The 20907-nt window shown below is 72.9% G+C and carries 23 protein-coding genes and 6 pseudogenes; 18 read left to right on the top strand and 11 right to left on the bottom strand.

Features of this window, described 5'->3' with window-relative positions; genetic code table 11:
- Nucleotides 1-377: pseudogene (locus PUR61_RS21215) on the bottom strand (hypothetical protein); the annotation flags it as partial.
- A 135-nt stretch (nucleotides 378-512) separates the two neighbouring features.
- Here PUR61_RS21215 and PUR61_RS21210 point away from each other — a divergent pair.
- The 4 genes and pseudogenes from PUR61_RS21210 to PUR61_RS21195 form a co-directional block, all read left to right on the top strand.
- Nucleotides 513-680: pseudogene (locus PUR61_RS21210) on the top strand (NUDIX hydrolase); the annotation flags it as partial.
- A 194-nt stretch (nucleotides 681-874) separates the two neighbouring features.
- Complete coding sequence (locus tag PUR61_RS21205) at nucleotides 875-1234, top strand: hypothetical protein (protein ID WP_329880757.1); 360 nt, start codon at nucleotides 875-877, stop codon at nucleotides 1232-1234.
- 84 nt (nucleotides 1235-1318) lie between these two features.
- Nucleotides 1319-1888: a hypothetical protein gene (locus PUR61_RS21200; protein WP_329880755.1), complete on the top strand. Its 570-nt coding sequence runs from the start codon at nucleotides 1319-1321 to the stop codon at nucleotides 1886-1888.
- A gap of 99 nt (nucleotides 1889-1987) precedes the next feature.
- Entirely contained in the window at nucleotides 1988-2317 is a 330-nt protein-coding gene (locus PUR61_RS21195) for a trypco2 family protein (RefSeq protein WP_329880754.1), read from the top strand.
- Nucleotides 2318-2374: 57 nt separating this feature from the next.
- On the opposite strand, the gene PUR61_RS21190 is transcribed toward PUR61_RS21195, so the two are convergent.
- The 4 genes from PUR61_RS21190 to PUR61_RS21175 all read right to left on the bottom strand — a co-directional run bounded on the left by PUR61_RS21190 (nucleotide 2375) and on the right by PUR61_RS21175 (nucleotide 6883).
- Complete coding sequence (locus PUR61_RS21190; protein WP_329880752.1) at nucleotides 2375-3265, bottom strand: hypothetical protein; 891 nt, start codon at nucleotides 3263-3265, stop codon at nucleotides 2375-2377.
- A gap of 155 nt (nucleotides 3266-3420) precedes the next feature.
- A complete protein-coding gene (locus tag PUR61_RS21185) occupies nucleotides 3421-4458 on the bottom strand; it encodes a TolB family protein (protein WP_329880751.1) in 1038 nt (345 codons plus the stop codon).
- A complete protein-coding gene (locus tag PUR61_RS21180) occupies nucleotides 4455-5990 on the bottom strand; it encodes an MFS transporter (RefSeq protein WP_329880750.1) in 1536 nt (511 codons plus the stop codon). The genes PUR61_RS21185 and PUR61_RS21180 overlap by 4 nt, the downstream gene beginning before the upstream one ends.
- A gap of 5 nt (nucleotides 5991-5995) precedes the next feature.
- Nucleotides 5996-6883: an alkaline phosphatase family protein gene (locus PUR61_RS21175; protein ID WP_329880748.1), complete on the bottom strand. Its 888-nt coding sequence runs from the start codon at nucleotides 6881-6883 to the stop codon at nucleotides 5996-5998.
- Nucleotides 6884-7623: 740 nt separating this feature from the next.
- Here PUR61_RS21175 and cobC point away from each other — a divergent pair.
- Nucleotides 7624-9108, top strand: coding sequence for an Rv2231c family pyridoxal phosphate-dependent protein CobC (gene cobC, locus PUR61_RS21170; protein ID WP_443035211.1), 1485 nt, complete (start codon nucleotides 7624-7626; stop codon nucleotides 9106-9108).
- A gap of 91 nt (nucleotides 9109-9199) precedes the next feature.
- Here cobC and PUR61_RS21165 read toward each other — a convergent pair whose 3' ends face one another.
- Complete coding sequence (locus PUR61_RS21165) at nucleotides 9200-9682, bottom strand: SRPBCC family protein (protein ID WP_329880746.1); 483 nt, start codon at nucleotides 9680-9682, stop codon at nucleotides 9200-9202.
- A 156-nt stretch (nucleotides 9683-9838) separates the two neighbouring features.
- On the opposite strand from PUR61_RS21165, the gene PUR61_RS21160 reads away from it, so the two are divergent.
- Nucleotides 9839-10312, top strand: coding sequence for a carboxymuconolactone decarboxylase family protein (locus PUR61_RS21160; protein WP_329880745.1), 474 nt, complete (start codon nucleotides 9839-9841; stop codon nucleotides 10310-10312).
- Nucleotides 10313-10437: 125 nt separating this feature from the next.
- Here the strand turns inward: PUR61_RS21160 and PUR61_RS21155 are convergent, their stop codons facing one another.
- From PUR61_RS21155 to PUR61_RS21145, 3 genes and pseudogenes are all read right to left on the bottom strand, one after another.
- Entirely contained in the window at nucleotides 10438-11583 is a 1146-nt protein-coding gene (locus PUR61_RS21155; RefSeq protein WP_329880760.1) for an RNA polymerase sigma factor, read from the bottom strand.
- Nucleotides 11584-11591: 8 nt separating this feature from the next.
- Nucleotides 11592-11999, bottom strand: coding sequence for a YciI family protein (locus PUR61_RS21150; RefSeq protein ID WP_329880744.1), 408 nt, complete (start codon nucleotides 11997-11999; stop codon nucleotides 11592-11594).
- A gap of 264 nt (nucleotides 12000-12263) precedes the next feature.
- Nucleotides 12264-12563 (bottom strand): annotated as a pseudogene (locus PUR61_RS21145) (hypothetical protein); the annotation flags it as partial.
- Between the two features lie 64 nt (nucleotides 12564-12627).
- Here PUR61_RS21145 and PUR61_RS21140 point away from each other — a divergent pair.
- From PUR61_RS21140 to PUR61_RS21090, 11 genes and pseudogenes are all read left to right on the top strand, one after another.
- The gene (locus PUR61_RS21140) at nucleotides 12628-13239 is read left to right on the top strand and encodes a recombinase family protein (protein ID WP_329880743.1); all 612 of its coding nucleotides are present in this window, start codon (nucleotides 12628-12630) and stop codon (nucleotides 13237-13239) included.
- A 332-nt stretch (nucleotides 13240-13571) separates the two neighbouring features.
- Nucleotides 13572-13877, top strand: a complete 306-nt coding sequence (locus PUR61_RS21135) for a hypothetical protein (RefSeq protein WP_329880741.1) — start codon at nucleotides 13572-13574, stop codon at nucleotides 13875-13877.
- Between the two features lie 389 nt (nucleotides 13878-14266).
- Complete coding sequence (locus tag PUR61_RS21130) at nucleotides 14267-14662, top strand: hypothetical protein (protein ID WP_329880739.1); 396 nt, start codon at nucleotides 14267-14269, stop codon at nucleotides 14660-14662.
- Nucleotides 14663-14852: 190 nt separating this feature from the next.
- A complete protein-coding gene (locus PUR61_RS21125) occupies nucleotides 14853-15128 on the top strand; it encodes a hypothetical protein (protein WP_329880738.1) in 276 nt (91 codons plus the stop codon).
- Entirely contained in the window at nucleotides 15088-15633 is a 546-nt protein-coding gene (locus PUR61_RS21120; protein WP_329880736.1) for a DUF6879 family protein, read from the top strand. Before PUR61_RS21125 ends, PUR61_RS21120 begins: the two co-directional genes overlap by 41 nt.
- A 36-nt stretch (nucleotides 15634-15669) precedes the next feature.
- Nucleotides 15670-15876: pseudogene (locus tag PUR61_RS21115) on the top strand (helix-turn-helix domain-containing protein); the annotation flags it as partial.
- Nucleotides 15877-15888: 12 nt separating this feature from the next.
- Complete coding sequence (locus tag PUR61_RS21110) at nucleotides 15889-16521, top strand: DUF5753 domain-containing protein (protein ID WP_329880758.1); 633 nt, start codon at nucleotides 15889-15891, stop codon at nucleotides 16519-16521.
- A gap of 266 nt (nucleotides 16522-16787) precedes the next feature.
- The gene (locus tag PUR61_RS21105) at nucleotides 16788-16988 is read left to right on the top strand and encodes a hypothetical protein (protein ID WP_329880734.1); all 201 of its coding nucleotides are present in this window, start codon (nucleotides 16788-16790) and stop codon (nucleotides 16986-16988) included.
- Between the two features lie 53 nt (nucleotides 16989-17041).
- Nucleotides 17042-17215 carry a hypothetical protein gene (locus PUR61_RS21100; RefSeq protein ID WP_329880733.1) on the top strand — a complete coding sequence of 58 codons (174 nt, stop codon included), beginning with the start codon at nucleotides 17042-17044 and terminating at the stop codon, nucleotides 17213-17215.
- 554 nt (nucleotides 17216-17769) lie between these two features.
- A complete protein-coding gene (locus tag PUR61_RS21095; protein WP_329880732.1) occupies nucleotides 17770-18330 on the top strand; it encodes a hypothetical protein in 561 nt (186 codons plus the stop codon).
- 85 nt (nucleotides 18331-18415) lie between these two features.
- Nucleotides 18416-18649, top strand: a complete 234-nt coding sequence (locus tag PUR61_RS21090) for a hypothetical protein (protein WP_329880731.1) — start codon at nucleotides 18416-18418, stop codon at nucleotides 18647-18649.
- Between the two features lie 90 nt (nucleotides 18650-18739).
- Here PUR61_RS21090 and PUR61_RS21085 read toward each other — a convergent pair.
- Nucleotides 18740-18985, bottom strand: a pseudogene (locus tag PUR61_RS21085) (hypothetical protein); the annotation flags it as partial.
- Between the two features lie 246 nt (nucleotides 18986-19231).
- Here PUR61_RS21085 and PUR61_RS21080 point away from each other — a divergent pair.
- Nucleotides 19232-19894: a hypothetical protein gene (locus PUR61_RS21080; protein WP_329880730.1), complete on the top strand. Its 663-nt coding sequence runs from the start codon at nucleotides 19232-19234 to the stop codon at nucleotides 19892-19894.
- Between the two features lie 140 nt (nucleotides 19895-20034).
- On the opposite strand, the pseudogene PUR61_RS21075 reads toward PUR61_RS21080, so the two are convergent.
- A pseudogene (locus PUR61_RS21075) lies at nucleotides 20035-20907 on the bottom strand (ALF repeat-containing protein); the annotation flags it as partial.

The raw sequence follows: 20907 nt of genomic DNA, 5'->3' as shown, positions 1-20907 counted from the left end.
GAGCACACGGTGGCGTAGGTCTGCGTGGTGATCTTGGCGATCGAGTACGCGTAACCGGTGCCCACACAGCCACCGCTGCCGTACGAACTCGTGATCACCCAACCCGCCGGAATCGGCGACATGGAGCACACCGTCGCGTTCGTCAGCCCGGTCGTATCGGCGATGGTGTACGCGACGCCGGTACCCGGACAGCCGCTGCTGCTGTACGAGCTCGTGATGACCCACCCCGTCGGGATGGGGGAGTTGGAGCACACGGTCGCGCTGCCGGCGAGCCGCTGCGGGGCCGCCTGGGCCTGCGCGGTCGCGGCGGTCATCAGGCCCAGCAGGAGCAGCACGGCCGTCACCAGATTCGGGACGTGAGTGCGTAAGGTCTTCATGGTCGGCCTCGGATCTACTCGACGCTCTACGGCTACGTTGATGCAGCTGAGATGAACCATTCGCGCACTGCCCGTTCATCTCGGCCGAAATGGTGTCAGAGCCGATCCGGCGGCACCAGAGCGCCTAGGACGGCCTCCGAGGCCGGCGGGCTCCTGCCGGGCCGGATGTCCGCGTCCACGGCCGCCCCTGGGAGGTGGCAGCCGCCCTGCGGGTCCGTCGAGCCGCCGGGCCCGGGCGAGCCGCTCGACACGGCCGCGCTGCGGCGCAACGCCGCCCGGGAGTTGGCCGAGGAGACCGGTGTGCCGAGTTGGCGGACCTCCGCGGGCCGCACGCGGACTTCCTGGAGCCGGCCGTGCGACGGTTCGGGCGCCGGGAGGGGTAGCCGCCGTCGTCGCGCGGCGGGCAGCCGGCGGCGGTCCGGTTCCGGAGCCGCCGGGGCGGGCAGGAACCCGGCGGGCGGGTGGGGTTCAGGGGTGGGCGGAGATCGGGGGCGCCGATGATGTTCGGATATTCGGACGAATGGTGGGTCCTGCTGTTCGTCCCGGTGGTGCTGTGGGTGCCGCTCGGCCCCTTCGCCATGGCCGCCACGGGCGTGTGGTGCGCCCGCCGGCCCGGGCGGCGGGCACCACGCCTCTGGTCGCTGCTGCTCCCGGCGGTGCCCGTCGCGGTCTCGGCGACCGCCATGGTCCTGCCCACCGACACCTGGAACGAACCGGGCCGGCTGGACGACCTCCTCGGCTACCTCGCCGTCTACGTCGGCGCCCTCACCGTGCTTCCCTGGCTGCTCGGCTACGGCCTCACACGGCTGGCGCGCGCGGTGCGCGCGGGCCGGCACGAGGACCGCGCCGGGTCTTAAGGGCACTGCGAAACAAGCCTGTTGGCGACGACCGGACGTACTCCCACTGTTCCGATCGATGGCCCACGACATAGTGTGCGTGGTGTGAACGAACTGATCTTCCGGGGGAGGGACCGGTACCGTCCGGCGCGGTCGCATCTCCTCCTGGCTATCGTCGTTTTCGTCTTCGAGGGCACCTTCGCCTCCGTCAAACTCGGTCCCGTGTGGGCCTTCTGGCTGATCGGCGGCACCATCGCCGTGCTGGCCCCGGTCGCCTACTGCGCGTTCAGGAGCTGGTCCAGGGTCGGGCCCGCCGGGGTCACCATCTGCTGGGGCATCGGGCGCGGCCGCACCTACGCCTGGCAGGAGGTCCAGTGGATCGACACCCGTGAGACCGACAGCCGGTACGGGTCGTCGACCGTGGCCCGGATGTTCCTCAGGGGCGGCCGGCGGCGCTCACTGCCCGGGCTCCAGCACAGCGACATGTACCCCGACCCCGAGTTCGGCGCCGACTACCGGCGCGTCGTCGACTGGTGGGAGCTGAGCACCGACCAGGGCGCACGGGTCCGACCGCCGAAAAGCCTCCGGGACCGGATCTCGCCGGTGATGCTCGGCTTCGTCCTCGCGGTCGTCTTCGCGGTGGTCGTCGCGGCCGTCATGATCCTCGTCGGCTAGGTCCGGGCCCCCGGCCCGCGTCCTGCCCGTCGTACGGGAACTCGCCACCCCGGCAGTCTCGTTGATCCGACGCACGGACGGCTGGAACAAGGGGGCCCGATGGACATTCCGCTGGTGGACGCGGTCGCGGCGGTACGCGACGAACTGCTGGAGGCGGTGGCGCGCGGGGCGGGACAGGACGTGGTGTTCGCCGTCGGCCCCGTGGAGATGGAGTTCGAGGTCGAGCTGAGGGCCGACGCCAGGGCGAAGGCGGGCTTCAGACTGTGGGCGGTCGGTGCGGAGACCGAGGCCGGGGTGTCGCGCGGCCGCACGCACCGGGTGTCGTTCACGCTGACGCCGCGCGCGGCCCACGGCGGGGACCTGCTGGTCGGCGGATCCGCCGACCGTCCCGACGGGCCCGGCCGCACGGGCGACCGCATCCCGGACTGAACGCGGCGGGTCCGAACGCGGCGGAACAGGGCGGCGCGGGGGCCGGGCGCCGCCGGCTCAGCCCGTCGTGGCGCGAACGTAGATGTCGGCGGCTCCGGGAAGCCCGCCCGGCACGGTGGCGACGTAGATCCGGCGGACCGTGGAGGGGCGCGCCGGGGTGGCGGTCGCGGCCGGGCCGGTCGGCGACTGCTCGGGAGCCGGGGTCGGGGACGGCTCGGACGTCGGGGACGGTTCGGTCGAGGGGGACGGCGTCCCCTGGGCCGGGTCGGGCACGTCGGCCGGGAAGGCCGGGGCGAAGCCGTCCGGTTCCTCCTCCGGGCCGGCGGCGAGGCCGGCCTCGACGGTGGCCTCGGATGCGGGCATCTCGGTGGGCACACCCGTGGGAACCGGCCCGGTGCCGTCGGAGGTGTGGACCGGCGCCGGGGCGGGGGTCGTCCCGGCGGACACCGGGGCGGACGACCCTGCCGACGGATCGACGGACGGGTCCGCGGACGGATCGGCGGACGCCGTCACGAGCGGCTCGAAGAGTTCGGCGGCGAGGTCCGGCTCGTCACCGCCCAGCGCCTCCGTGAGGTCCGGGGGCAGCGCGGTCGTCGGCCCGGGGGCGGGCAGGTCGTAGGTGCGCAGGAAGTCGCCGACGCCGACCTCGCGCCCCCCGCCGAGCCGGTAGTGCAGGTACGCGACGGGGACGCCGTCCGGCGTGTGCGTGTACACCGCGCCGACGGGCACGTAGTAGCGCCCGGCACCGGGGTGCTGCGAGGGGTGCAGGCCGGCGAGCAGCTCGGCGCGGTCCCGGTCGGTCTCGACGACGCCGCGACCGAGGGTGAGGGCGTTGACGCCGCGGACGGCGAGGGCCGCCATCACCGCGACGAACAGGACGAGGCCCATCGCGATCGTCCGGCGCAGCACGGGGCGGCCGTGCAGCGCCGGCCACGAGTCGCTGGACATGCGCTGCTCCGGCGACAGCCCGCGGTCGGGCCCTCGTTGGCTCACTTTTCCTGCTCCCCCGGTCCGTCGGCGTGGCGTCGCGGCGTCGCGTCGCCACTCGTAGTGCTCGACGTGGACCCTACGCTCGAAGTTCCGAGTCGGACCAACCAGCCTGATCAGCCCAGATATGCCGGGGCCACCGCCGCGTCGAGCAGGCGGCGGGCGGCGCCCGTGCCGTCGGCGGGGGCGGTCCACAGATCGGCGCCGAAGTCTCCGGGGAGGGCGTAGAGGAGGTTCCCGTCGTCGGCCCAGACGGCCTGGTCGTCGATGCTGCGCTGCTCGGCGGTGGCGGTCTCGGTCATGGTGGCGAGGTCGAGGACGTAGAGCCGCCAGGGGGCGTCCTCGGACACGCCCGGGACGCGTTTCTTGTAGGCGATCCGGGTGCCGTCCGGGGAGAGCGAGGGGCACTCGACGTTCTGGTGGAGGGTGGTGAGGGTGCGGGCGCCGAGGTCGCCGCGGACCAGGTACGTCCGGCCGGCGGTGGCGACGGTCGCGTAGAAGGCCGTGTCGTCGGCGAAGGTCACGCCCCAGACGTTGACGTCGGCGGCGCGGTACGGCTTGCCGTCCTTGATCACGTCGAAGGTCTCCAGGTTGTCCCGGAGGTTCCCGTCGCGGACGTCGACGATCGCCGTGCGGGTGGAGAAGTCGGTGCCCGCGTAGGAGTCGCCGCTGACGAAGACCGTCCAGGCGACGAGGTGGCCGGACGGCGACACCCGGGAGCGGGTCGGGATCCCGGCGGCGGGGAACGAGCGCAGCTCCCGGAGGTGGTCGTCGAGGACGACGGCCCGGTAGGTGTCCTGGAGTGCCCCGCGCTCCGCCTGGAGGCAGATGCCGGTGCCGGCGGCGGCGTGGAAGCGCAGGCACTGGACGCCGGAGGCGGTGCGCGGGCCGTCCGGGCGGTCGGCGGGGACGGTGGCGATCTCGTCGCGGTGGGGGCCCCAGGCCAGGTTGCGGAAGGCGAGCTGCCGGGAGGCGGGCGTCCGGAGGGAGACGTCGCCGCGGGTGACGACCGGGCCGTCGGGCCGGGCCCGGTCGCGCTCGGCGGAGCGGTCGGCGGCGTAGCGGACGGCGCCGGTGCCGACCGCGCCGAGGAGGACGACGGCCGCCAGCAGGATCAGCACCCTGGTGCGGTTCCGGAGCGGGGTGGTGGTCACGAGGGCACCTCGGGGTCGGTGGCGGTGGGAGCGGCGGCCGGGGTGGCGACGGCGGGGTCGGGATCGGGGCCGCTCGGCGGCTCGCGGAGGACGAAGGCCGCCCCGGCCGCACAGCAGGCCAGCGCGCCCGCCGACCAGGCCAGCGCGGCGGTGCCGCCGACCACGCCCCAGAGCGCGCCGAACGCCAGCGAGCAGGCGAAACGGGCGAGTGCCTGGCCGGTACCGACCAGGGCGAGCCCCGCACCGCGCTGCTCGGGCGGGACGGCGTCGGCCGCGGCGGCGGCGAGCACGCCGTCCGTCGAGGCGTAGAACGCGCCGTGCAGCACCAGCACGCAGACCACCGCCGGCAGCCCGCCCAGCGGCGAGAGCAGCAGCCCGTACGCGAGCAGCAGGACGCCGTGACCCGCCAGGAAGAGCCGGCGGCGGCCGATCAGGTCCGCGAGCGCGCCGAGCGGGACGGCGAGGAGGAGGAACGCGGCGGCGGTCCCGAGCGGGAGCAGCGGGAAGTACTCCGTGGCCAGGCCGAGGCGGCGCTGCACGAGCAGGTAGAGGAAGGAGTCGCTGACCGTGGTGAGGCCGAGCAGCACCGCGCAGAGGGTGAGCCGCCGCAGGCCGGGCCTGCGGAGCAGCGCGAGCCCGTCCCGGAGTCCCGGGGAGCCGGACGACGGCTCGGACGGCCCCCCGGACGGCCCCCCGGACGGCAGCCCGGACGGCGGCCCGGACGGCGGCCCGGCGGCGTCGGGGCGGTGCGGCACGAAGAGCAGCAGGATCAGCACACCCAGCACCGCGACGCAGGCGCTGACCGCGAACACCGCCTGGTAGCCCTGCTGCCGGCCGCCGTCGGCGAGCAGCGGACCGCCGGCCGTCCGGAGCACCAGGAAGGCGGTGAGCGGTCCGAGCAGCGCACCGGCCGTGTCCATCGCCCGGTGGACGCCGAACGCCCTTCCCCGGTGGGCCGGTTCGGTGGCCAGCGAGATCATCGCGTCGCGCGGCGCGGTGCGCAGGCCCTTTCCGGTGCGGTCGACGGCGAGCACGGCGCCGATCAGCGGCACGGTGTGGACGAGCAGCAGGAGCGGCTTGCAGAGCGCCGACAGCCCGTACCCGAGCGCGGCGACCGCCTTGTGCCGGGGTGCGCCGTCCCGGCCGCGCCGGTCGGCGAGGTGGCCGCCGGCCAGGCGGACGAGCGCGCTGAAGCCGTTCTGGATGCCGTCCAGCAGGCCGAAGCCGAGCGGGGAGAGACCGAGCCCGGTGAGGAGGTAGAGCGGGAGGACGGCGCTGACCATCTCGGAGGACACGTCGGTGACCAGGCTGACGGTGCCCAGCGCCAGCACGGTGCCGGGCACCGCGGCCCGGGCCGCCCGGCCGGGGCGGTGGGGGCGGCCTACGGCGTCGGCGGTGTCGGCGGTGTCGGTGCCGTGGGCCGCGCCGGTGTCCGGGCCGGTGGCGGTGTCGGCGGCGGCCTCCCGCCGCCCCGGCCGGGTGGCGGCCGGGGCGGCGGGGGCCTTGGAGCTGCGGGAGTCCGCGACGTACACGGGTGTCAGTTCCAGATGCCGGTGATGGTGGCGGCGGTGGCGGCGTTGCCCGCGTGGGTGGTCAGCCCGGCGAGGTCCTCCAGCGTGCGCAGCACGCTGTAGTGGTTGTAGGTGGTGGCGGTCGAGGAGCCCGGGGTGACGTGGGCACCGTAGAAGATGGTGGGGATGCGGTTGCCGGAGAGGCGGTTGTCCTCGTCGAAGGTGACGACGAGGATGCTGTTGTTGCTCTTGGCCCAGGTGGCGTAGGCGCCGAGCTTGTTCTTGATCCAGGTGTCGCCGGTCGAGACCGAGCAGTCGTGCATGTCGTTGCAGAGGTCCGGCACGACGAAGGAGACCTTCGGCAGGCTCGCGAAGTTCGTCGGGAACTGCGTCATCGTGTAGGCGGTGTTGGTCGGCACGTTGCTGAAGCCGAACCACGGGTTGTGCTTCTGCGCGTACTTGCCGCTGGAGCAGACGGTCGAGCCCTGGCTCGGCAGGCCCTCGTTGTAGCTGCCCCAGGTCTTGCCGGCGGCGATCAGCTCGGAGGCGAGGTTGGCCTTGTTGATCGAGCCGACCGGCACGCAGCTGTCGTCCGTGCGGCCCTGGTTGGAGCCGGAGAACAGCTGGTAGTAGTTGGGCTCGCTGGGGTGGGTGAGCCCGAACGACTGGGTCAGGTTGGCGCCGCCGGCCTTCAGCGTGTTGTTGATGTACGGCGCGCCGGAGCTGCCGATGATCTGCGAGTAGGCGTGGTTCTCCAGGACGACGACCACCACGTGGTCCGGGGCCGGGAGGGCAGCGGCGTGCGCGGCCGTCCCGGTGGCGACCCAGAGGCCGAGGGAGCCGGCGACCAGGCCGAGGCCGGCGCCCAGGGCGGTCAGGGTGCGGCGACGGGACCCCCCGTGGGTTGCGTTCATGACAAGCCTCTCGGGAGTCCGGGGCGTCTCGGGCATGGGTGTCCTCCGTGCGTCGGGGGCGGCCGGGCCGGGGAGGTGGCCCGGCCGCGAGGGGGAACCGGCGGGGAATACCCGATGGGAAATCACCGGGCCTGAGCGCCGCAAACAGTAGGAGCGGGACGGTGGCGCGGGCTCCGGCCGCGACATGAAAAGCAGGCGAACAGCGATCGCGCCCCACAGCCGAAGGTCAAGCGCAGGTCACAGCCCCGCCGATTGACCCGTCCGTGACGGCCGTGGTGGGATTTCAGCAGCCCCCATCGCCCTGACGTGGGCGTTCGGGCCGCCGACGGCCGGACGTTCACCGACCGCCACGGGTGGTCGCGGACCGTCGCCGGCCCGCACGGGGCCCGGATCGGCCCGCGCCGCCCCGGATCGGCTCGCAGTGGCCGGCGGGCGGGTGTCGGGCGGATGACGCGGAGAAGTCGGACGTGAGCAGGGCGTGAGATGGACGTGAGCCGGTCGTGAGCGGTCCGGTCGGGAACGGTTCGGGCGTGGGTGCTTCCGGGGCGCGCGCGGAGACGCCCTCCCGCGCGCCTGCCTGCGCGTGCGCGGGGGCGTGCGCGCCTGACGCGGGCGCACCGACCCCAGGCGCACCGGGCGCGGGCCCACCGGACGCGGGCGCGCACGTGTCCGACGCGCCCGGCGCCGAAGAGGCACGCCCGGGAGTCACGGCCGCCGGGCCGGGAGCCCTGGTCGTCGGCGTGGGCGCGCGCGGCTCGGCCACGGCGGCGGAGCTGCTCGGGCTGATCCACCGGGCACTGGCCGAGGCCGGGCCGCCCGGCACGCCCGTCGCCCTGATCGCCACCCTCACCGGCAAGGCCGCCCACCCGGCCGTCCGCCGAGCCGCCGCCGCACTCGGCGTCCCGGTCGCCGAACACCCGGCCGACGCCCTGGCGACCGTCCCCGTACCGCACCCGTCCGCCGTCGTCGGCACGGCGGTGGGTACGGCCGGCGTGGCCGAGGCGGCAGCACTGGCGAGCGCGCCCGGCGGGGAACTCGTCGTGCCCAAGCGGAAGTCCCCGGCCGCGACGGTCGCCGTCGCCCGCCTGCCGCGCCACCCCGCTCCCCCGCCAGCCCTCGCAGGAGATCCGCCCATGACCCCCACATCCGGCTCCACCCCCGGGCCGCACGCCCCCTCCGCCGCCGAACCCGATCTCCGCCACCACGGGGACGCCGAGGTGCGCGCCGCCGGACCCGACCTGGTCGACCTCGCCGTCAACGTCCGCACCGGCACGCCCCCGCAGTGGCTGCGCGAGTACCTGGCCGCCACCCTCGCCGACCTCGCCGCCTACCCCGACGGCACGTCCGCGCATGCCGCCGTCGCCGCCCGGCACGGCCGCCCGGTCGACGAGGTGCTGCTCACCTCGGGCGCCGCCGAGGCGTTCGTCCTGCTGGCCCGCACCATGACGGCGCGTCACATCGTCGTCGTGCACCCGCAGTTCACTGAGCCGGAAGCCGCGCTACGGGATGCCGGACACGCCGTGCACCGCGTCCTGCTCTCCCCCGCCGACGGCTTCCGACTCACTCCGGACGCCGTCCCCGGGGCCGCCGACCTGGTCGTGCTCGGCAACCCCACCAACCCGACGTCCGTCCTCCACCCGGCCGCCGCCGTCGCCGCCCTCGCCCGACCCGGACGCACCCTGGTGATCGACGAGGCGTTCATGGACACCGTGCCCGGCGAGACCGAGTCCCTGGCCTCGTCGGCCCGCGAGCTGCCCGGCCGGGTGGTCGTCCTCCGCAGCCTCACCAAGACCTGGGGCCTGGCCGGCCTGCGGATCGGATACGCGCTCGGTCCGGCCCCACTGATCGCCGGCCTCGCCGCCGCCCAGCCGCTCTGGCCGGTCTCCACCCCCGCCCTGGCCGCCGCCGAGGCCTGCTCCACCCCGGCCGCCCTCGCGGAGGCCGAGGAGGCGTCGCACGAACTGGCCCTCCGGCGCGACCACCTGCTCAAGGGCCTCGCCGCCCTGCCCGCCGTCCGGGTGCACGGCGAGCCGGCGGCGTCGTTCGTCCTGATCGAACTGCCCGGGGCCGACACCGTCCGGACCGCGCTGCGCGAGCGCGGCTTCGCCGTCCGTCGGGGCGACACCTTCCCCGGCCTCGGCCCGGACTGGCTGCGCATCGCCGTCCGGGACGAGCCGACCACGGACCGGTTCCTCGCGGCACTCGAAGCGGTGACCGGCCGCTGACCGGGTGCTGAGCCGGCGGCCGAGCGGAGCGGCGTCCGGGTAGTGATCGGGTCGTGAGCGGGGGCGGGCGCGAGCGGGCGGGGGCGGGCGACTACCGGTCCGGTCCGCCCCCGGGCGTGCGTTCCACCGAGGCCGCCACGTCCGCCAGGTCCTTGGCGATCGCCTTCGCCGCCGCCTTGGCGCCGATCCCGCCCAGCAGCCGCGCCAGGAACGGCAGCTTGTCGCCGTGCCGGGGCCGGGCCGAGAAGGTCATCGTCACGGTCGTCCGCCCGGGCGTGCGCTCCACGAGCCGGAACTCCGACACGTAGTGCATCCCCGCGTTGTCCGCCTCCGCGACGTACCGGACCGGGGCGTCGCACACCGTCACCCACATCTCCTCGGTGGCCGACTTGCCCAGCATCCGCCGGGTCTCCCGCCAGCGCGTCCCCACGCCGAACGGGCCCGGCGTGAGGACCTCCACCGAGTCGACGCCGCTCAGCACCTGCGGCATCGACTCCAGGTCGGTCATCGACCGCCAGACCCGGTCCGCCGGGGCCGTCATCTCGCGCGCCACCGAAACATCACGCTGTCCCATGCTTCGCAGTCTCCCCCCGGACGCGCCGGCCCGCGCGGCGTCGCCCGCCGGGCCCGTCGGCGAGGAGTGACCACCGTCACAACGGGCCCGTGTCACAACCCGCCGGGCTGTCCCGTCAAAGGTGTGTCCCGACAGACGACGGCAACGGAGAACATCATGGAAGCCCGCCTCAACCCCTTCACCAGCCCGGTCCTCGGCAAGGTCTTCAAGCACATCATCGCCGCGGGCAAGGTGCTGGAGGACTCGACCCTCCCCGCCACGACCCAGGAGCTGGTGAAGCTCCGCGCCAGCCAGATCAACAGCTGCGCCTTCTGCACCGACATGCACTTCAAGGACGCCGTGCACGCCGGGGAGTCCGCAGAGCGCCTCAACCTCGTCGCGGTGTGGCGGGAGGCCACGGTGTTCACCGAGGCCGAGCGCGCGGCGCTGGAGCTGACCGAGGAGGCCACCCGCATCGCCGACGCGGCCGGCGGCGTCCCGGACGAGGTCTGGGAGAACGCCGCCAAGCACTACGACGAGGAGCAGCTCGCCGCCCTCGTCGGCGCCATCGCGATCATCAACGCCTTCAACCGCGCGAACGTCCTGCTCAAGACGCCGGCCGGCGACTACCGGCCCGGCCAGTTCAACTGACCGGTACCGCCGGCCGCCGGCCGGGCCGCGCCCTCGTCCTCGTCCTTCCTCCGGGGCGTCCCCGGGTGCAGGACGAGGACGAGGGCACCCGGGAGGCACCCGCGAGGCACCCGGGGAGCGGCCCGTCAGCGACGCAGGCGGGCGTTGAGCCGGGCGGCCCGACGGATCAGGTGGTCGCGTTCGGCGAGGTCGGGCGCCTCCCGGGCCGCCTCGGCGTACAGCCGCGCCGCCGTCGCCAGGTCACCGTCCCGCTCGCGGAGGTACGCGGCCACCGCCGTGTGGCGGGGCAGCGAGTCGTCCAGCTCCGCGAGGGCCGCCAGACCGGCGCGCGGCCCGTCGGCCTCGCCGACGGCCACCGCGCGGTTCAGCCGGACGACCGGGCTGTCGGTCAGGCGCACGAGCTCGTCGTACCACCCGACGATCTGCACCCAGTCCGTCTCTCCGGCCGTGGGCGCGTCGGCGTGGAGCGCCGCGATGGCTGCCTGGGCCTGAAACTCGCCCAGCCGGTCCCGGGCCAGGGCCGCCTGGAGGATCGCGACGCCCTCGGCGATCGCCCCGGTGTCCCACCGGGCGCGGTCCTGCTCGGCGAGCGGCACCAGGCTGCCGTCGGGTGCGGTCCGGCCGGCCCGCCGCGCGTGGTGGAGCAGCATCAGCGCGAGCAGACCCGCCACCTCGGGGTGATCGATCCGGGCCCCGAGCTGCCGCGTGAGCCGGATCGCCTCGGCGGCGAGGTCGACGTCCCCGGAGTAGCCCTCGTTGAAGACCAGGTAGAGGACGCGCAGCACGGTGGCGACGTCCCCGGGCCGGTCGAACCGCACGCCGGAGACGGTGCGCTTGGCCCGGCTGATGCGCTGCGCCACGGTCGCCTCGGGCACCAGGTAGGCCCGGGCGATCTGGCGGGTGGTGAGCCCGCCGACGGCGCGCAACGTGAGCGCGACCGCGGACGAGGGCGTCAGCGACGGGTGGGCGCACAGGAAGTACAGCCGGAGCGTGTCGTCCAGCGCGGGCGCGGGCCCCGGCTCCGGCTCCTCGTCGACGAGTTCCTCCCGCCGGCGGCGGGCCGTGTCCGCCCGGGTCGCGTCGAGGAACTTGCGCCAGGCCACGGTGACCAGCCAGCCCTTCGGGTCCGCCGGCGGCCGGGCGGGCCAGCCGCGGACCGCCTCGACCAGCGCCTCCTGCACGGCGTCCTCGGCCGCCGCGAAGTCGGCTCCGCGCCGGACGAGGATCGCGAGCACGCCAGGGGTGAGGTTCCGGAGCAGGTCCTCGTCCACCGGGGAGGTCACTCCGTGACGGTCGGCGGCGCGGACAGGAAGGGGCGCAGTTCGAGCCACTCGTGGATCGGCTTCCCGCCCGCCCCGGGGGCTGCGGACAGCTCACCGGCCAGCTCGACGGCGCGCTCGTAGCTGTCGACGTCGATCACCATCCAGCCGGCCACGAGGTCCTTCGTCTCGGCGAACGGGCCGTCGGTCACCGGCGGGCGGCCCTCGCCGTCGTAGCGCACCCACGCGCCCCCGGGGGCGAGCGCCTGGCTGTCGACGAACTCGCCGGACTCCTCCAGGCGGGCCGCGAAGTCGCGCATGTACTGCACGTGCGCCGAGATCTCCTTCGGCGTCCAGTGCTCCATGGACACGAAATCGTCCGGGACCGGAGCTCCGCGGTAGTGCTTGAGCAGCAGGTACTTGGCCATGACGTCTCTCCTCGGTGCTGTGCGACCCATTGTGGCCGCGTCCGCCCCTGGGACGGAGCCGGCCACGGGTTCTCGACATCACCGACGGAAATTTCTCCGGGTTCTTCCGGGCACGCCCCGCCACGCCCGGCCACACCCGCACCTCGGCACGGCCCCGGTGACGCCCCGGCCGCACCGGGGCCCGCCCGACACGCCGGGAGCTGCCCGACGGCTGCCGGCGAGGGTCGCTCACCGGGTGGCACGCGGCGCCGGCCGGTCCGCGGCTCACGCGGCAGCCGCCCACTCCCGGAGGGTGGCGAAGTCGCCGCCCCGCAGGCCGAGCTTCGGATCGACGTGGAGGGCAAGGGCCCGTCCGGGGTGGTGGTCGGCTATCCACGCGGCGTCCTGCGGTCCCAGCTCGTCGTCCACCCAGACGAACGGGCGGCCGGCGGCCCACGCCACCAGGGCGCGGGTCTTCCAGTGCAGGCCGTCCGGGTCCTCCTGGTGGAGATGCGGCCAGGCGACGTAGGGGAGTTCGGGCAGACCGAGGAGCGGGGCGATCCAGGTGTTGGCCTCCGCCATCCAGAGCGACGGGTCGCCCTTGCACCTCCAGGATGCGGGCCCGCGCTGCTGAATGGAGAGTGGAACCATGGCTCGCAAGCCTGCCAGACCAGTGCGACACCTTGACCTGCTTCTTAGGAAGTCGCAGGTCGTAAGGGGTACGGCTGCCCGGGACATCCTGTCTCTGAAGGCGCAGGAGGTGCGGGGGCGGGCGTGGGCGAAGGCGGACGGGTACGAGATCCGGCGGATCTTCCGCGAGAACCTTTCGGCCTACAAGAAGGGCGTGAAGCGTCCGGAGTTCGAGGCGGCGGTGCACGCGTTGCTCGAAGGCGATTCGGACTGCCTGTGGGTGTACGACTCCTCGCGGTACTCCCGGCAGGGTGCGGGCGACGTGCTCAAGATCCTGGACGTGCCGGGCAAGCGGCTGGTGTTCGACCTGGACCGGCTGGACACGGACATCCCCGCCGACCGCGTCCGCATCGTCGGCAAGGCGGAGGATGCCCGCGAGTACAGCCGTGTCCTGTCGGAGAAGGTCCGCGATACCAAGGCCACGCAGCGCGAAGAGGGCAAGTGGCTGGCGGGTGCGCCGTACGGGTGCAAGGTCACGAAGAAGTCCATCGTGGACACCCTGTGCGGCGTGGCCACCATCGACCCGACCCGCGCCATCGCCTTCAAGGTCACCCCGCCCACCACCGCGTGACCCCGGGGGCGGCCGTGGCTCTGTGAAATGTCAGAACTGACATTTGGCCGCCCGCGCCCCACACAGGTAGCCCAATGTCCAAATGGGCATTGAGAGCGAGACGTACGGCCAAGTGTCCAAATGGACACTTAGCCGCCCCAGCCCTGCCCGCCACCCAGACCGGAGAGCCCATGCCCACCCCCGCCGAGGCTGTCCCCGGGGGTGTCGTGCACCCCGACACTCCTACGCCTGCCGACGTCGCACCGACCCCCGCGCCCGAGGCTAAGCCCGAACGCCGGCCGGAGCCCGAACCCGACCCGCGAGACGCCCGAATCGCTGATCTGGAAGCCGAGTTGGCTCATGTCCGGGAGGAGCACAGCGGCGCGTCCGTCGAGGCGGACGAGCTACGCGCCCAGGCCGCCGAGGATGCCCGCCGGGCCGAGACTGAGCAGACGATCACCGCCTACTCGCTCCCGCCGTTCGCCGCCGACGCCGCCCGAGCCGCAGCCCCCTTCGTGGACCTGGACGCGCTGTGCCGCAACCTGGCCGAGGCCGCCACTCCGCGCCCGCTGTTCGGCCGGGGCGGACTCGACCCCACCGCCCCCGCCAAGCCCGACCACCAGGCCATCGCCGAACGGCTACTCCGCACCGCCTGGTGACCACGGGGCCACCCCGGGCCCTGCGTCCGTCTCGCGGCCCCGCAGCGCACCCGCCGAGGCGTAGGCCATGAGTGCTCTTGCGGGGCCGCAAGGCGGGCGCACAGCGCTTTCATGGGCTCAAGGCCGAAGTCGTCAGGGTTCGCCCGTCCTCGCAGCTCTGTACCGTTCCCTTGCGAGCAGCCGACAAGTCAAGTCGAACGGCTTCGCGCTGGCCTCACATGCCCTCAAGCCTCCAACTTCCATGTCTACGAACACAGTTGCTCGAAGTTGACATAGGCGCGATGGCTGGCCGTGCGTGACCCCGGTCACGGCACCCCGGGGGGCGACTCCCCTTCGCGCCTCTTTCTTCTCCGGGGCGTCATAGCAGCCCAGCACCGATGCGCATAGGCATGAACCAACCCTCATGCGCACAGCGTTACGCCCATCCACCGAGAGTAGCGAAAGGGGTTCCCCTGAACGAGATCATCACCGACCTGCGCGCCGGATTCGTCGCCCTGGAGGTCGAGTTGGACCCCCAAGAGGACGCCGCGCTCCGCCTCGCCGAGCACCACCTGCGCGACGCCGCCCACTGCGACGAGCAGGTTCGGACGGACGGCCGCCTGATCGCTGGGGGCACCCGCCACGGCGTCATGGTCGCCCACCCGCTGATCGCCGAGGCCCGCCAGCTCCGCGCCGAAGCGGGCCGCCTCATCGCCCGCGTCCGCCTCCCCGGCGACGAGCCCCCGGCGGGCCGCTCCAGCGCCGCCCGCAGCCTCGCCGCCCACCGCTGGGGCAACCGCATCTGACCACACCGACCACACTAGCCCCGGCCGCCCGACGAACCGGGCGGCCGGGGCCCTTCGTCGTATCTCAATCCGTCACCCCATGATCTGCGGGACTATGTGACGCCGCCGGGCCCAGTGTGTTGCCTCAGCGGCATCTGGGTAGGGCCGAGAGACGCAAGTACCCGCAACTGACTCGACACAGGAGATGGGCATGAGCCTAGAGTTCTTCGGGATCGACCCTGCGACGGAGAAAGACGGTTCGCCTACCGTGTGGGTCGAGGACGAGACTGCGGACCTGATCCTTCAGGGGGAGACGGCAGATGCATTGCTGGCCGCCGAAGTTGGCGGCCAGAGCTGGGCCCCCGGCCACTCGGCGGGGATCCCTGCTCATGAGTCAGTCATTCGGATCCCGGCACGTATGGTGCCGATCATTAGGAGGGCGTGCGATGCCGCAGAACGTAGGGCAGCTGGTGGTCCCCAGCTTTGATGAACTGCTGGCCGGAGCGCAACGGTCAGCGGTGCATCTGGAGACGAGAGACGCCTACAGCGTTGGTGGCGAGTCATCCGGCTTCAGGCGATGGCAGGCGACCGGCGAGCGGGACAACGACCCGAACTCGGACTACTGGCGGCCGTGGGTCGAACAGATCGCAGCGACGGTTGCCCGGGGCGTGGTGATCCGCCGCGCCCGGATCGTGTCGGAGCCCGTGACGGACTACATCCGGTACGAATACGGCGGTACCGTCGTCAACCTCGCATCCGGGGAACAGGTCCGGTGGTTGCCGAGGCGTCAAGCCTCAGACCTGGCTCTTCCGGGCAATGACTTCTGGATCTTCGACGGGGAGACGGTTGTCTTCAACCACTTCACCGGTGACGGAGACTGGGCTGAGCCTCCGAAGGAACTCCGAACCGAACGGGCTGTGGCGAAGCTGTGTGTAGACGCCTTCGAAGCAGTCTGGGAGCGGGCGATTCCCCACAATCAGTACACGATCTGATCCTCCCAGCTGCTACGAACACCGGACAGTCAGCTCATGCCGTCAGCTTCCCCGTCCTCCAGTGCCCAAGCCGCACGGAAGGCACTCGCAGACCGACTTCAGGGCATCCGGAAGGATGCGGGGATCAACGGGCGTGAGCTGTCTGCCCGGTGCGGCTGGCATCCTGCCAAAACCTCGCGCATTCAGGACGGCCAAGCCGCCCCGTCCGAAGCTGATATCAGAGCGTGGTGTGCGGCGTGCGGAGCTGACGATCAGGTGGACGACCTGATCGCGGTATCCAGGGCCGTTGGGTCCATGTACATGGAGTGGCGACGGCTTCGGGCCGGCGGCCTCCGGAGTCTCCAGGACTCGTACGCCAAGCTGTACGAGGAGACCAAGGCGTTTCGCTTCTACACCTCGGACGTGATCCCTGGCGTTCTTCAGACTGCGGCGTATGCGACAGCCATCATGTCCCGCTTTGCCGACGCGAGCCGGACGCCCGACGACATGGAACGGGCTATCGCCGTCAAGATGGAGCGGGCAAGAGTGATCCACACGGGTGATCACCGCTTTGCGTTCGTCGTTGAAGAGTCGGTGCTGCGCTACCGCCTCGGGGGCGCGGAAGCGATGGCGGGCCAACTCGGTCATCTGCTCGCTGTCATCTCACTTCCGCGTGTCAGTTTGGGGATCATCCCCTTCGCTGCTGAGCGGACCATGTGGCCCGTGGAATCCTTCAGGGTCTACGACGATCGGCGAGTGCAGGTCGAACTGGTCTCCGCTGCCGTGAACGTGACGACGCCTGGTGAGGTGGGAGAGTACGTACGGACGTTCGCTGAGCTGCAATCATTTGCTGTCTACGGGGTCGAAGCTCGGAGGCTGATAACAGCAGCGATAGCGGCGGTTGGCTGATCTGGCCGCAACTAGCCGCAACTTTCTTGAGACCGGCTTCTGGCGCTTCCTACGCTCGTCACAAGAGGTGGAACCCGAGCGAATGGGGAGCCAGGTATGTCCGTTGCTGTTAGATCTTCCGGTTCATCCGGGGAGCCGAGCCCGGGCATGGTCATGCGCTACGAGGGGGTGAAGGGGCGGTCCCCCGTCCCGGACGGGGTCGGCATCCTGCGGGAGTGGCCGCCCTGCACCTGCGGTAGGGACGTGTGTCCGGACAGGGGCGCGTCGTGAGCATTCGCGAGATCGCCGCCCGCCCGTCCGAGGTGCCGCCGGACACCGAGGAGTGTCCGGGGTGCCTGTTCTTCGACCGTGCCGAGGCGCAGTACCCGCAGGCCGTGAACCCCATGATCTCGCGGATGCTCGCACGCAACCGTGCCCGTCACGTCGAGGGCGGGGAGTGCGTGGCGTCGGGGGTGGCCGGTGAGTGACCAGGAGAGCCCGCAGGAGGCCCCGGACGACACCGCCGGGGTATCTGGGCCCGGTGGACCCGTTCGAGTGGCTGCACGCCCACCCGTGGCCCCGTGTGCGCTCGTCCGATCCCCGTCCGGTGCTCACACCGGAGGAGTTCGGCGAGGTGCCCCTGACGCCGGAGGACCGTGCCCGGCGGGCGCGGCTGCTGGCCCGGGTGCGTGAGGAGAACCACCCCTGGCGCTGACGCGCCGACTGACCACCGCAGCGGCCCCGGAAAGGGACTCCACGGCCGCGAGCGGACCCCGGGCCCTGCCCCGACCGAACCCCCGCGCAGGGACGGGCAGGGCCCCCACCACCGCCCGTCCCGACCGACCTGGGGAAGAACGGCCGGCACGGGCAACCAGGCCCCCGCTTCGATCGGCGTTCCTTGGACAGCACACCGACCGAAGCGGGTTCCGCAACACCGAAGGACCCCGGCACCTGCCGGTGACCGGGAACCCCGCAGTGTGAGGAGTCATCAGTATGGGCCACGACCCGGAGAAGCAGCCCGAGAGGCCGCCCGGCCCCACGCCGCCGGACGCCGCCGACACCGCCCGCACCGAGTAGGAGGAGCCAGCCATGCGTATCGAGATCATCGTGTCCAAGCACAAGGGCAACGAGAAGCCGCCGCCGAAGCACGCGGGCAAGCCCGCCGAGGAGAAGCCCGCCACGCCGTCGAAGTAGCGGCTACCAGCACACTGGAAGGCCCCTCGCGCGTGTCAGCGAGGGGTCTTCCCCCCACTGCAAGGGAGAGCACCGATGGCTGACCGTCTGGTCATCTCGTACGAGTCGCGCCACTTCGCCGACGCGGACTGGTCGAGGAACGCGGACCGCTGGCGGGCCAGCTTCTACGAGAACAGGTCCAAGGTCTTCGGCACCGCCGACATCACCCGCGTCATCCCGGGCGTCACGCCGAATCCCCGCGAGGCGCTGGGGCTGGACCCGGGACTTCTCGACCGCATCCCCCGGGTGGTCTTCACCGAGGACGGCGGACTCGCCCCGGCGCTGGCCGAGCTGCGGCCCTCGCTGCTGCTTCTGCTGGAGTCCGTCGAGGTCTCGGCCGAGTGGCGCGGGAAGGGCGTCGGGATGCGCCTGGCGGTCGAGGCGCTGCGCCGCCTGGCCGTCCCGGGGGCGGTGGCCGTCTGCTATCCCGCCCCGATCCACGAACACGGGCCGGACGAACCGTGCAGCTTCGACTCGGACGACCCCGAGGTCCGCAGACCGGACGAGGAGGCGATGGACAGGCTCCGGAGGGCCTGGGAGCGCCACGGGTTCGGGCCGATCGGAGAAGGCGTGTACGTCCGGCTGCTCGAACCGTGAACCCGAACCCCGCTCCCGCAGGGAGGGGGCCGCACCGACTCTGGAGACCGCCATGTGGGCCCCCACCGAGCCCGAACGGCAAGCCATGCTCAGAAAGCTTGCACTCGCCGCACTCCCCGCCATCATCCGCCGGTACGACTCCGGCGTCGGCATACGGGTTCTCGGCACCATGTACGGCTGCGATCCGAACTGGCTCCGTGACCAGATACTCAAGGCCGGTCACCGCGTCCGGCCGCTGAAAGAGTCCACCAGCATGCGCCCCACGGCCCCCCTGCCGTGGACTCCCATAAGGCTGCCGGGGCGGAAGGCGATGCCCTGAGTCCTCGCTGGAAGCGGTCACAACAGGAACGTAGCCCCTTTCACCTCACCAGCATTTCCGCAGCTCAGACCTTAGGTGCAAGGGTGGTACGTTCTCCCAGGTCGTCGCCCAGACCAACTCATAGGGGAGGGAAAGGAGTTCGGGGCCGTGGTCGGGGTTGATCCAGAGCCGCAGCGGCCGGACGTGCTCGGCGGGCCGCCGCGGGAACCGGGCCACCCACGAGTCCGGCTTGACGCGGTGGGTGCCGTACCCGGCAGGCCGCTGGTGGGGCTTGGCGGCGTACGGGTTCAACGGCCCGTCGACGTCGAGGAGAAGCAGCGGGAGCGGCGTCGTCATGACGGCATCGTCGCGCACGGAGGCCGAGTTGACGACCCGTGTGACCGGCGGGCGTCACGCGCCGCCCGGCCCCGGAGCGGGGCGTCGGCCACGCGTCCCTGGCTCCCCGGCCCCTTCCGCCCGGCGTCCGGGCTCCGCGGCTTCTGGGACAGGATCGGGATATTGCGCGGACCGGGCCGTGAACGGCCCGGACCTACGGTGGTCGCACCGGTGAACCGCACCGGTGGACCGACCCGGGAGCCCCGTATGCGTACGCGCCGCCTCGCCCTCACTGCCGCCGCCGTCGCGGTGCTCGCCGCTGCCGCCACCGCCTGCGGACCGGAGAACGGCGACGGGAGTTCCGCCGCGGCGAGCCCGGTGGCCACGGCCGCCGCCACGGCGGCGGCCACGACGACCGCCCCCGCCGCCACGCCCTCGAAGGCGACCTCGCCGTCCGGCAGTGCGTCCGCCTCCACAGCGACCTCCGCCTCTGCCGCTGCCTCCGCGCCCGGGACGAAGTCCGGCTCCCCGGGGCAGAACTGCGCCACGAAGGACCTCACGTTCACCACCAGGACCGAGTCCCAGGCCGGCGGGTTCATCCTGATCACCGCCAAGGCCAAGCCTGGCGTCAGCTGCACACTCCCTGGCCCGCACGCGACCATCGCGTTCGGCTCGGGCGGTATCGAGGCCGCCAACGCCGAGCAGGCCGTCGGCACGCCGATCACCCTCGGCGGGGACAAGGTGGCGTACGCGGGCGTCAACCCCAAGAGCACCAAGGGGAACCAGGAGATCGAGTTCACCGACGTCATCGTCGCCGTCGGCAAGGCCGATCCGGACCCGGTCAGCCTCCCGGTCGGTCCGACCAAGGTGGACAAGCCGGTGGTCACCAACTGGCACACCGTTCCGAAGGACGCCGTTCCCGGTATCTGACGGTGGCCCGCACACCGCTCCCGCCCGGCCCGCCCGGGTCGACCGGCTCGACCGGGTCGTAGGACGCGGTGCCGAACGCCAGGTGCCCCGACCGTGGGGGCGGGGCACCTGGTCACGCTGCGGTCGTCGCGCCGATGTGACTACTCGGCGGCGCGACGGCGGCGGGAGACGGCCACCAGAGCCGCACCGGCGGCGACGGCCGCAGCAGCGCCGCCGGCCTCCCAGCGGACACTTTCGTCCACACCGGTGGCGGCGAGCGGGCCGGAGGTCTCGGCCGTGGTGCCGGTGGTCGCGGTGGTGCCGGTGACCTTCGCGAGTGCCACGGCGGGCACCACAGCCGGGGCCGGGTTCGCGACGGTGCCCGCGCCGTTGGCGGTCTGGACGGTCTGACCGGCGTTCTGCCCCTGGACCGGCGAGGTCGGCCTGGCGGCAGCCGCGTTCGCCTCGTCCTCGGCGCGGGCCTTGGACCAGCCCTCCTTGAGGAACGCGAGGACGTCCGCGTAACTGCCCTCCAGGGCGGCCCCGGCGGCCTTCTTGGCGGCCGGTCCGCCGGTCTCCAGGATCTGGGAGACCTTCACGCGGTTGTCGCTCTCGCGCAGGCCCGCCAGGTCGACCTCAAGGAAGCGGCGCAGGTCGGCGGGCGTGCCGCCGAGGGCCTTCTGGGCCCCCGCGAAGACGCGCGGGCCGACCTCCTTGTCGGCGATGAGGATGAGGATCTCGACCCGGTCGTCCTCGGCGCGGGCCGTGTGCTGGCCCTCGGCGAGGAACTTGCGGACCGCCTCGGGGCTGCCGGTCCTGAGGGCCGCCTCGGCCGCCGCCTTCACCGCACGGCCGCCGACGGCGAGGACCTGGAAAGCCTTGACGCGGTCGTCGACGGCCCGCGCGTTCGGGAGGCCGACCTCCAGGAACTGGCGCAGCTCGGCCGCCGTGCCGTCGACGACCTTCGCGGCGGCCTCGTGGACGCTGATGCCCGCGTCCTTGTCCGCCAGGATCCGCCGGACCTCGGCCCGGTC

Origin of the sequence: Streptomyces sp. BE20, from assembly GCF_036322525.1 — a bacterium.
In the GTDB taxonomy this organism is placed as follows: domain Bacteria; phylum Actinomycetota; class Actinomycetes; order Streptomycetales; family Streptomycetaceae; genus Kitasatospora.
The sequence above is the reverse complement of the archived record's forward strand: the minus strand, read 5'-3'. Positions and strand labels throughout refer to the sequence as shown.

Bases quoted from the DNA above. Each gene is read 5' to 3' on its own strand.
- PUR61_RS21130 (WP_329880739.1), top strand. From the start codon at position 14,267: ATGAACCAACCCTCATGCGCACAGCGTTACGCCCATCCACCGAGAGTA.
- PUR61_RS21195 (WP_329880754.1), top strand. From the start codon at position 1,988: ATGGACATTCCGCTGGTGGACGCGGTCGCGGCGGTACGCGACGAACTG.
- PUR61_RS21080 (WP_329880730.1), top strand. From the start codon at position 19,232: ATGCGTACGCGCCGCCTCGCCCTCACTGCCGCCGCCGTCGCGGTGCTC.
- PUR61_RS21160 (WP_329880745.1), top strand. From the start codon at position 9,839: ATGGAAGCCCGCCTCAACCCCTTCACCAGCCCGGTCCTCGGCAAGGTC.
- PUR61_RS21165 (WP_329880746.1), bottom strand. From the start codon at position 9,682: ATGGGACAGCGTGATGTTTCGGTGGCGCGCGAGATGACGGCCCCGGCG.
- PUR61_RS21140 (WP_329880743.1), top strand. From the start codon at position 12,628: ATGGCTCGCAAGCCTGCCAGACCAGTGCGACACCTTGACCTGCTTCTT.
- PUR61_RS21150 (WP_329880744.1), bottom strand. From the start codon at position 11,999: ATGGCCAAGTACCTGCTGCTCAAGCACTACCGCGGAGCTCCGGTCCCG.
- PUR61_RS21190 (WP_329880752.1), bottom strand. From the start codon at position 3,265: ATGTCCAGCGACTCGTGGCCGGCGCTGCACGGCCGCCCCGTGCTGCGC.
- PUR61_RS21120 (WP_329880736.1), top strand. From the start codon at position 15,088: ATGCCGCAGAACGTAGGGCAGCTGGTGGTCCCCAGCTTTGATGAACTG.
- PUR61_RS21205 (WP_329880757.1), top strand. From the start codon at position 875: ATGATGTTCGGATATTCGGACGAATGGTGGGTCCTGCTGTTCGTCCCG.
- PUR61_RS21095 (WP_329880732.1), top strand. From the start codon at position 17,770: ATGGCTGACCGTCTGGTCATCTCGTACGAGTCGCGCCACTTCGCCGAC.
- PUR61_RS21175 (WP_329880748.1), bottom strand. From the start codon at position 6,883: ATGAACGCAACCCACGGGGGGTCCCGTCGCCGCACCCTGACCGCCCTG.
- PUR61_RS21125 (WP_329880738.1), top strand. From the start codon at position 14,853: ATGAGCCTAGAGTTCTTCGGGATCGACCCTGCGACGGAGAAAGACGGT.
- PUR61_RS21090 (WP_329880731.1), top strand. From the start codon at position 18,416: ATGCTCAGAAAGCTTGCACTCGCCGCACTCCCCGCCATCATCCGCCGG.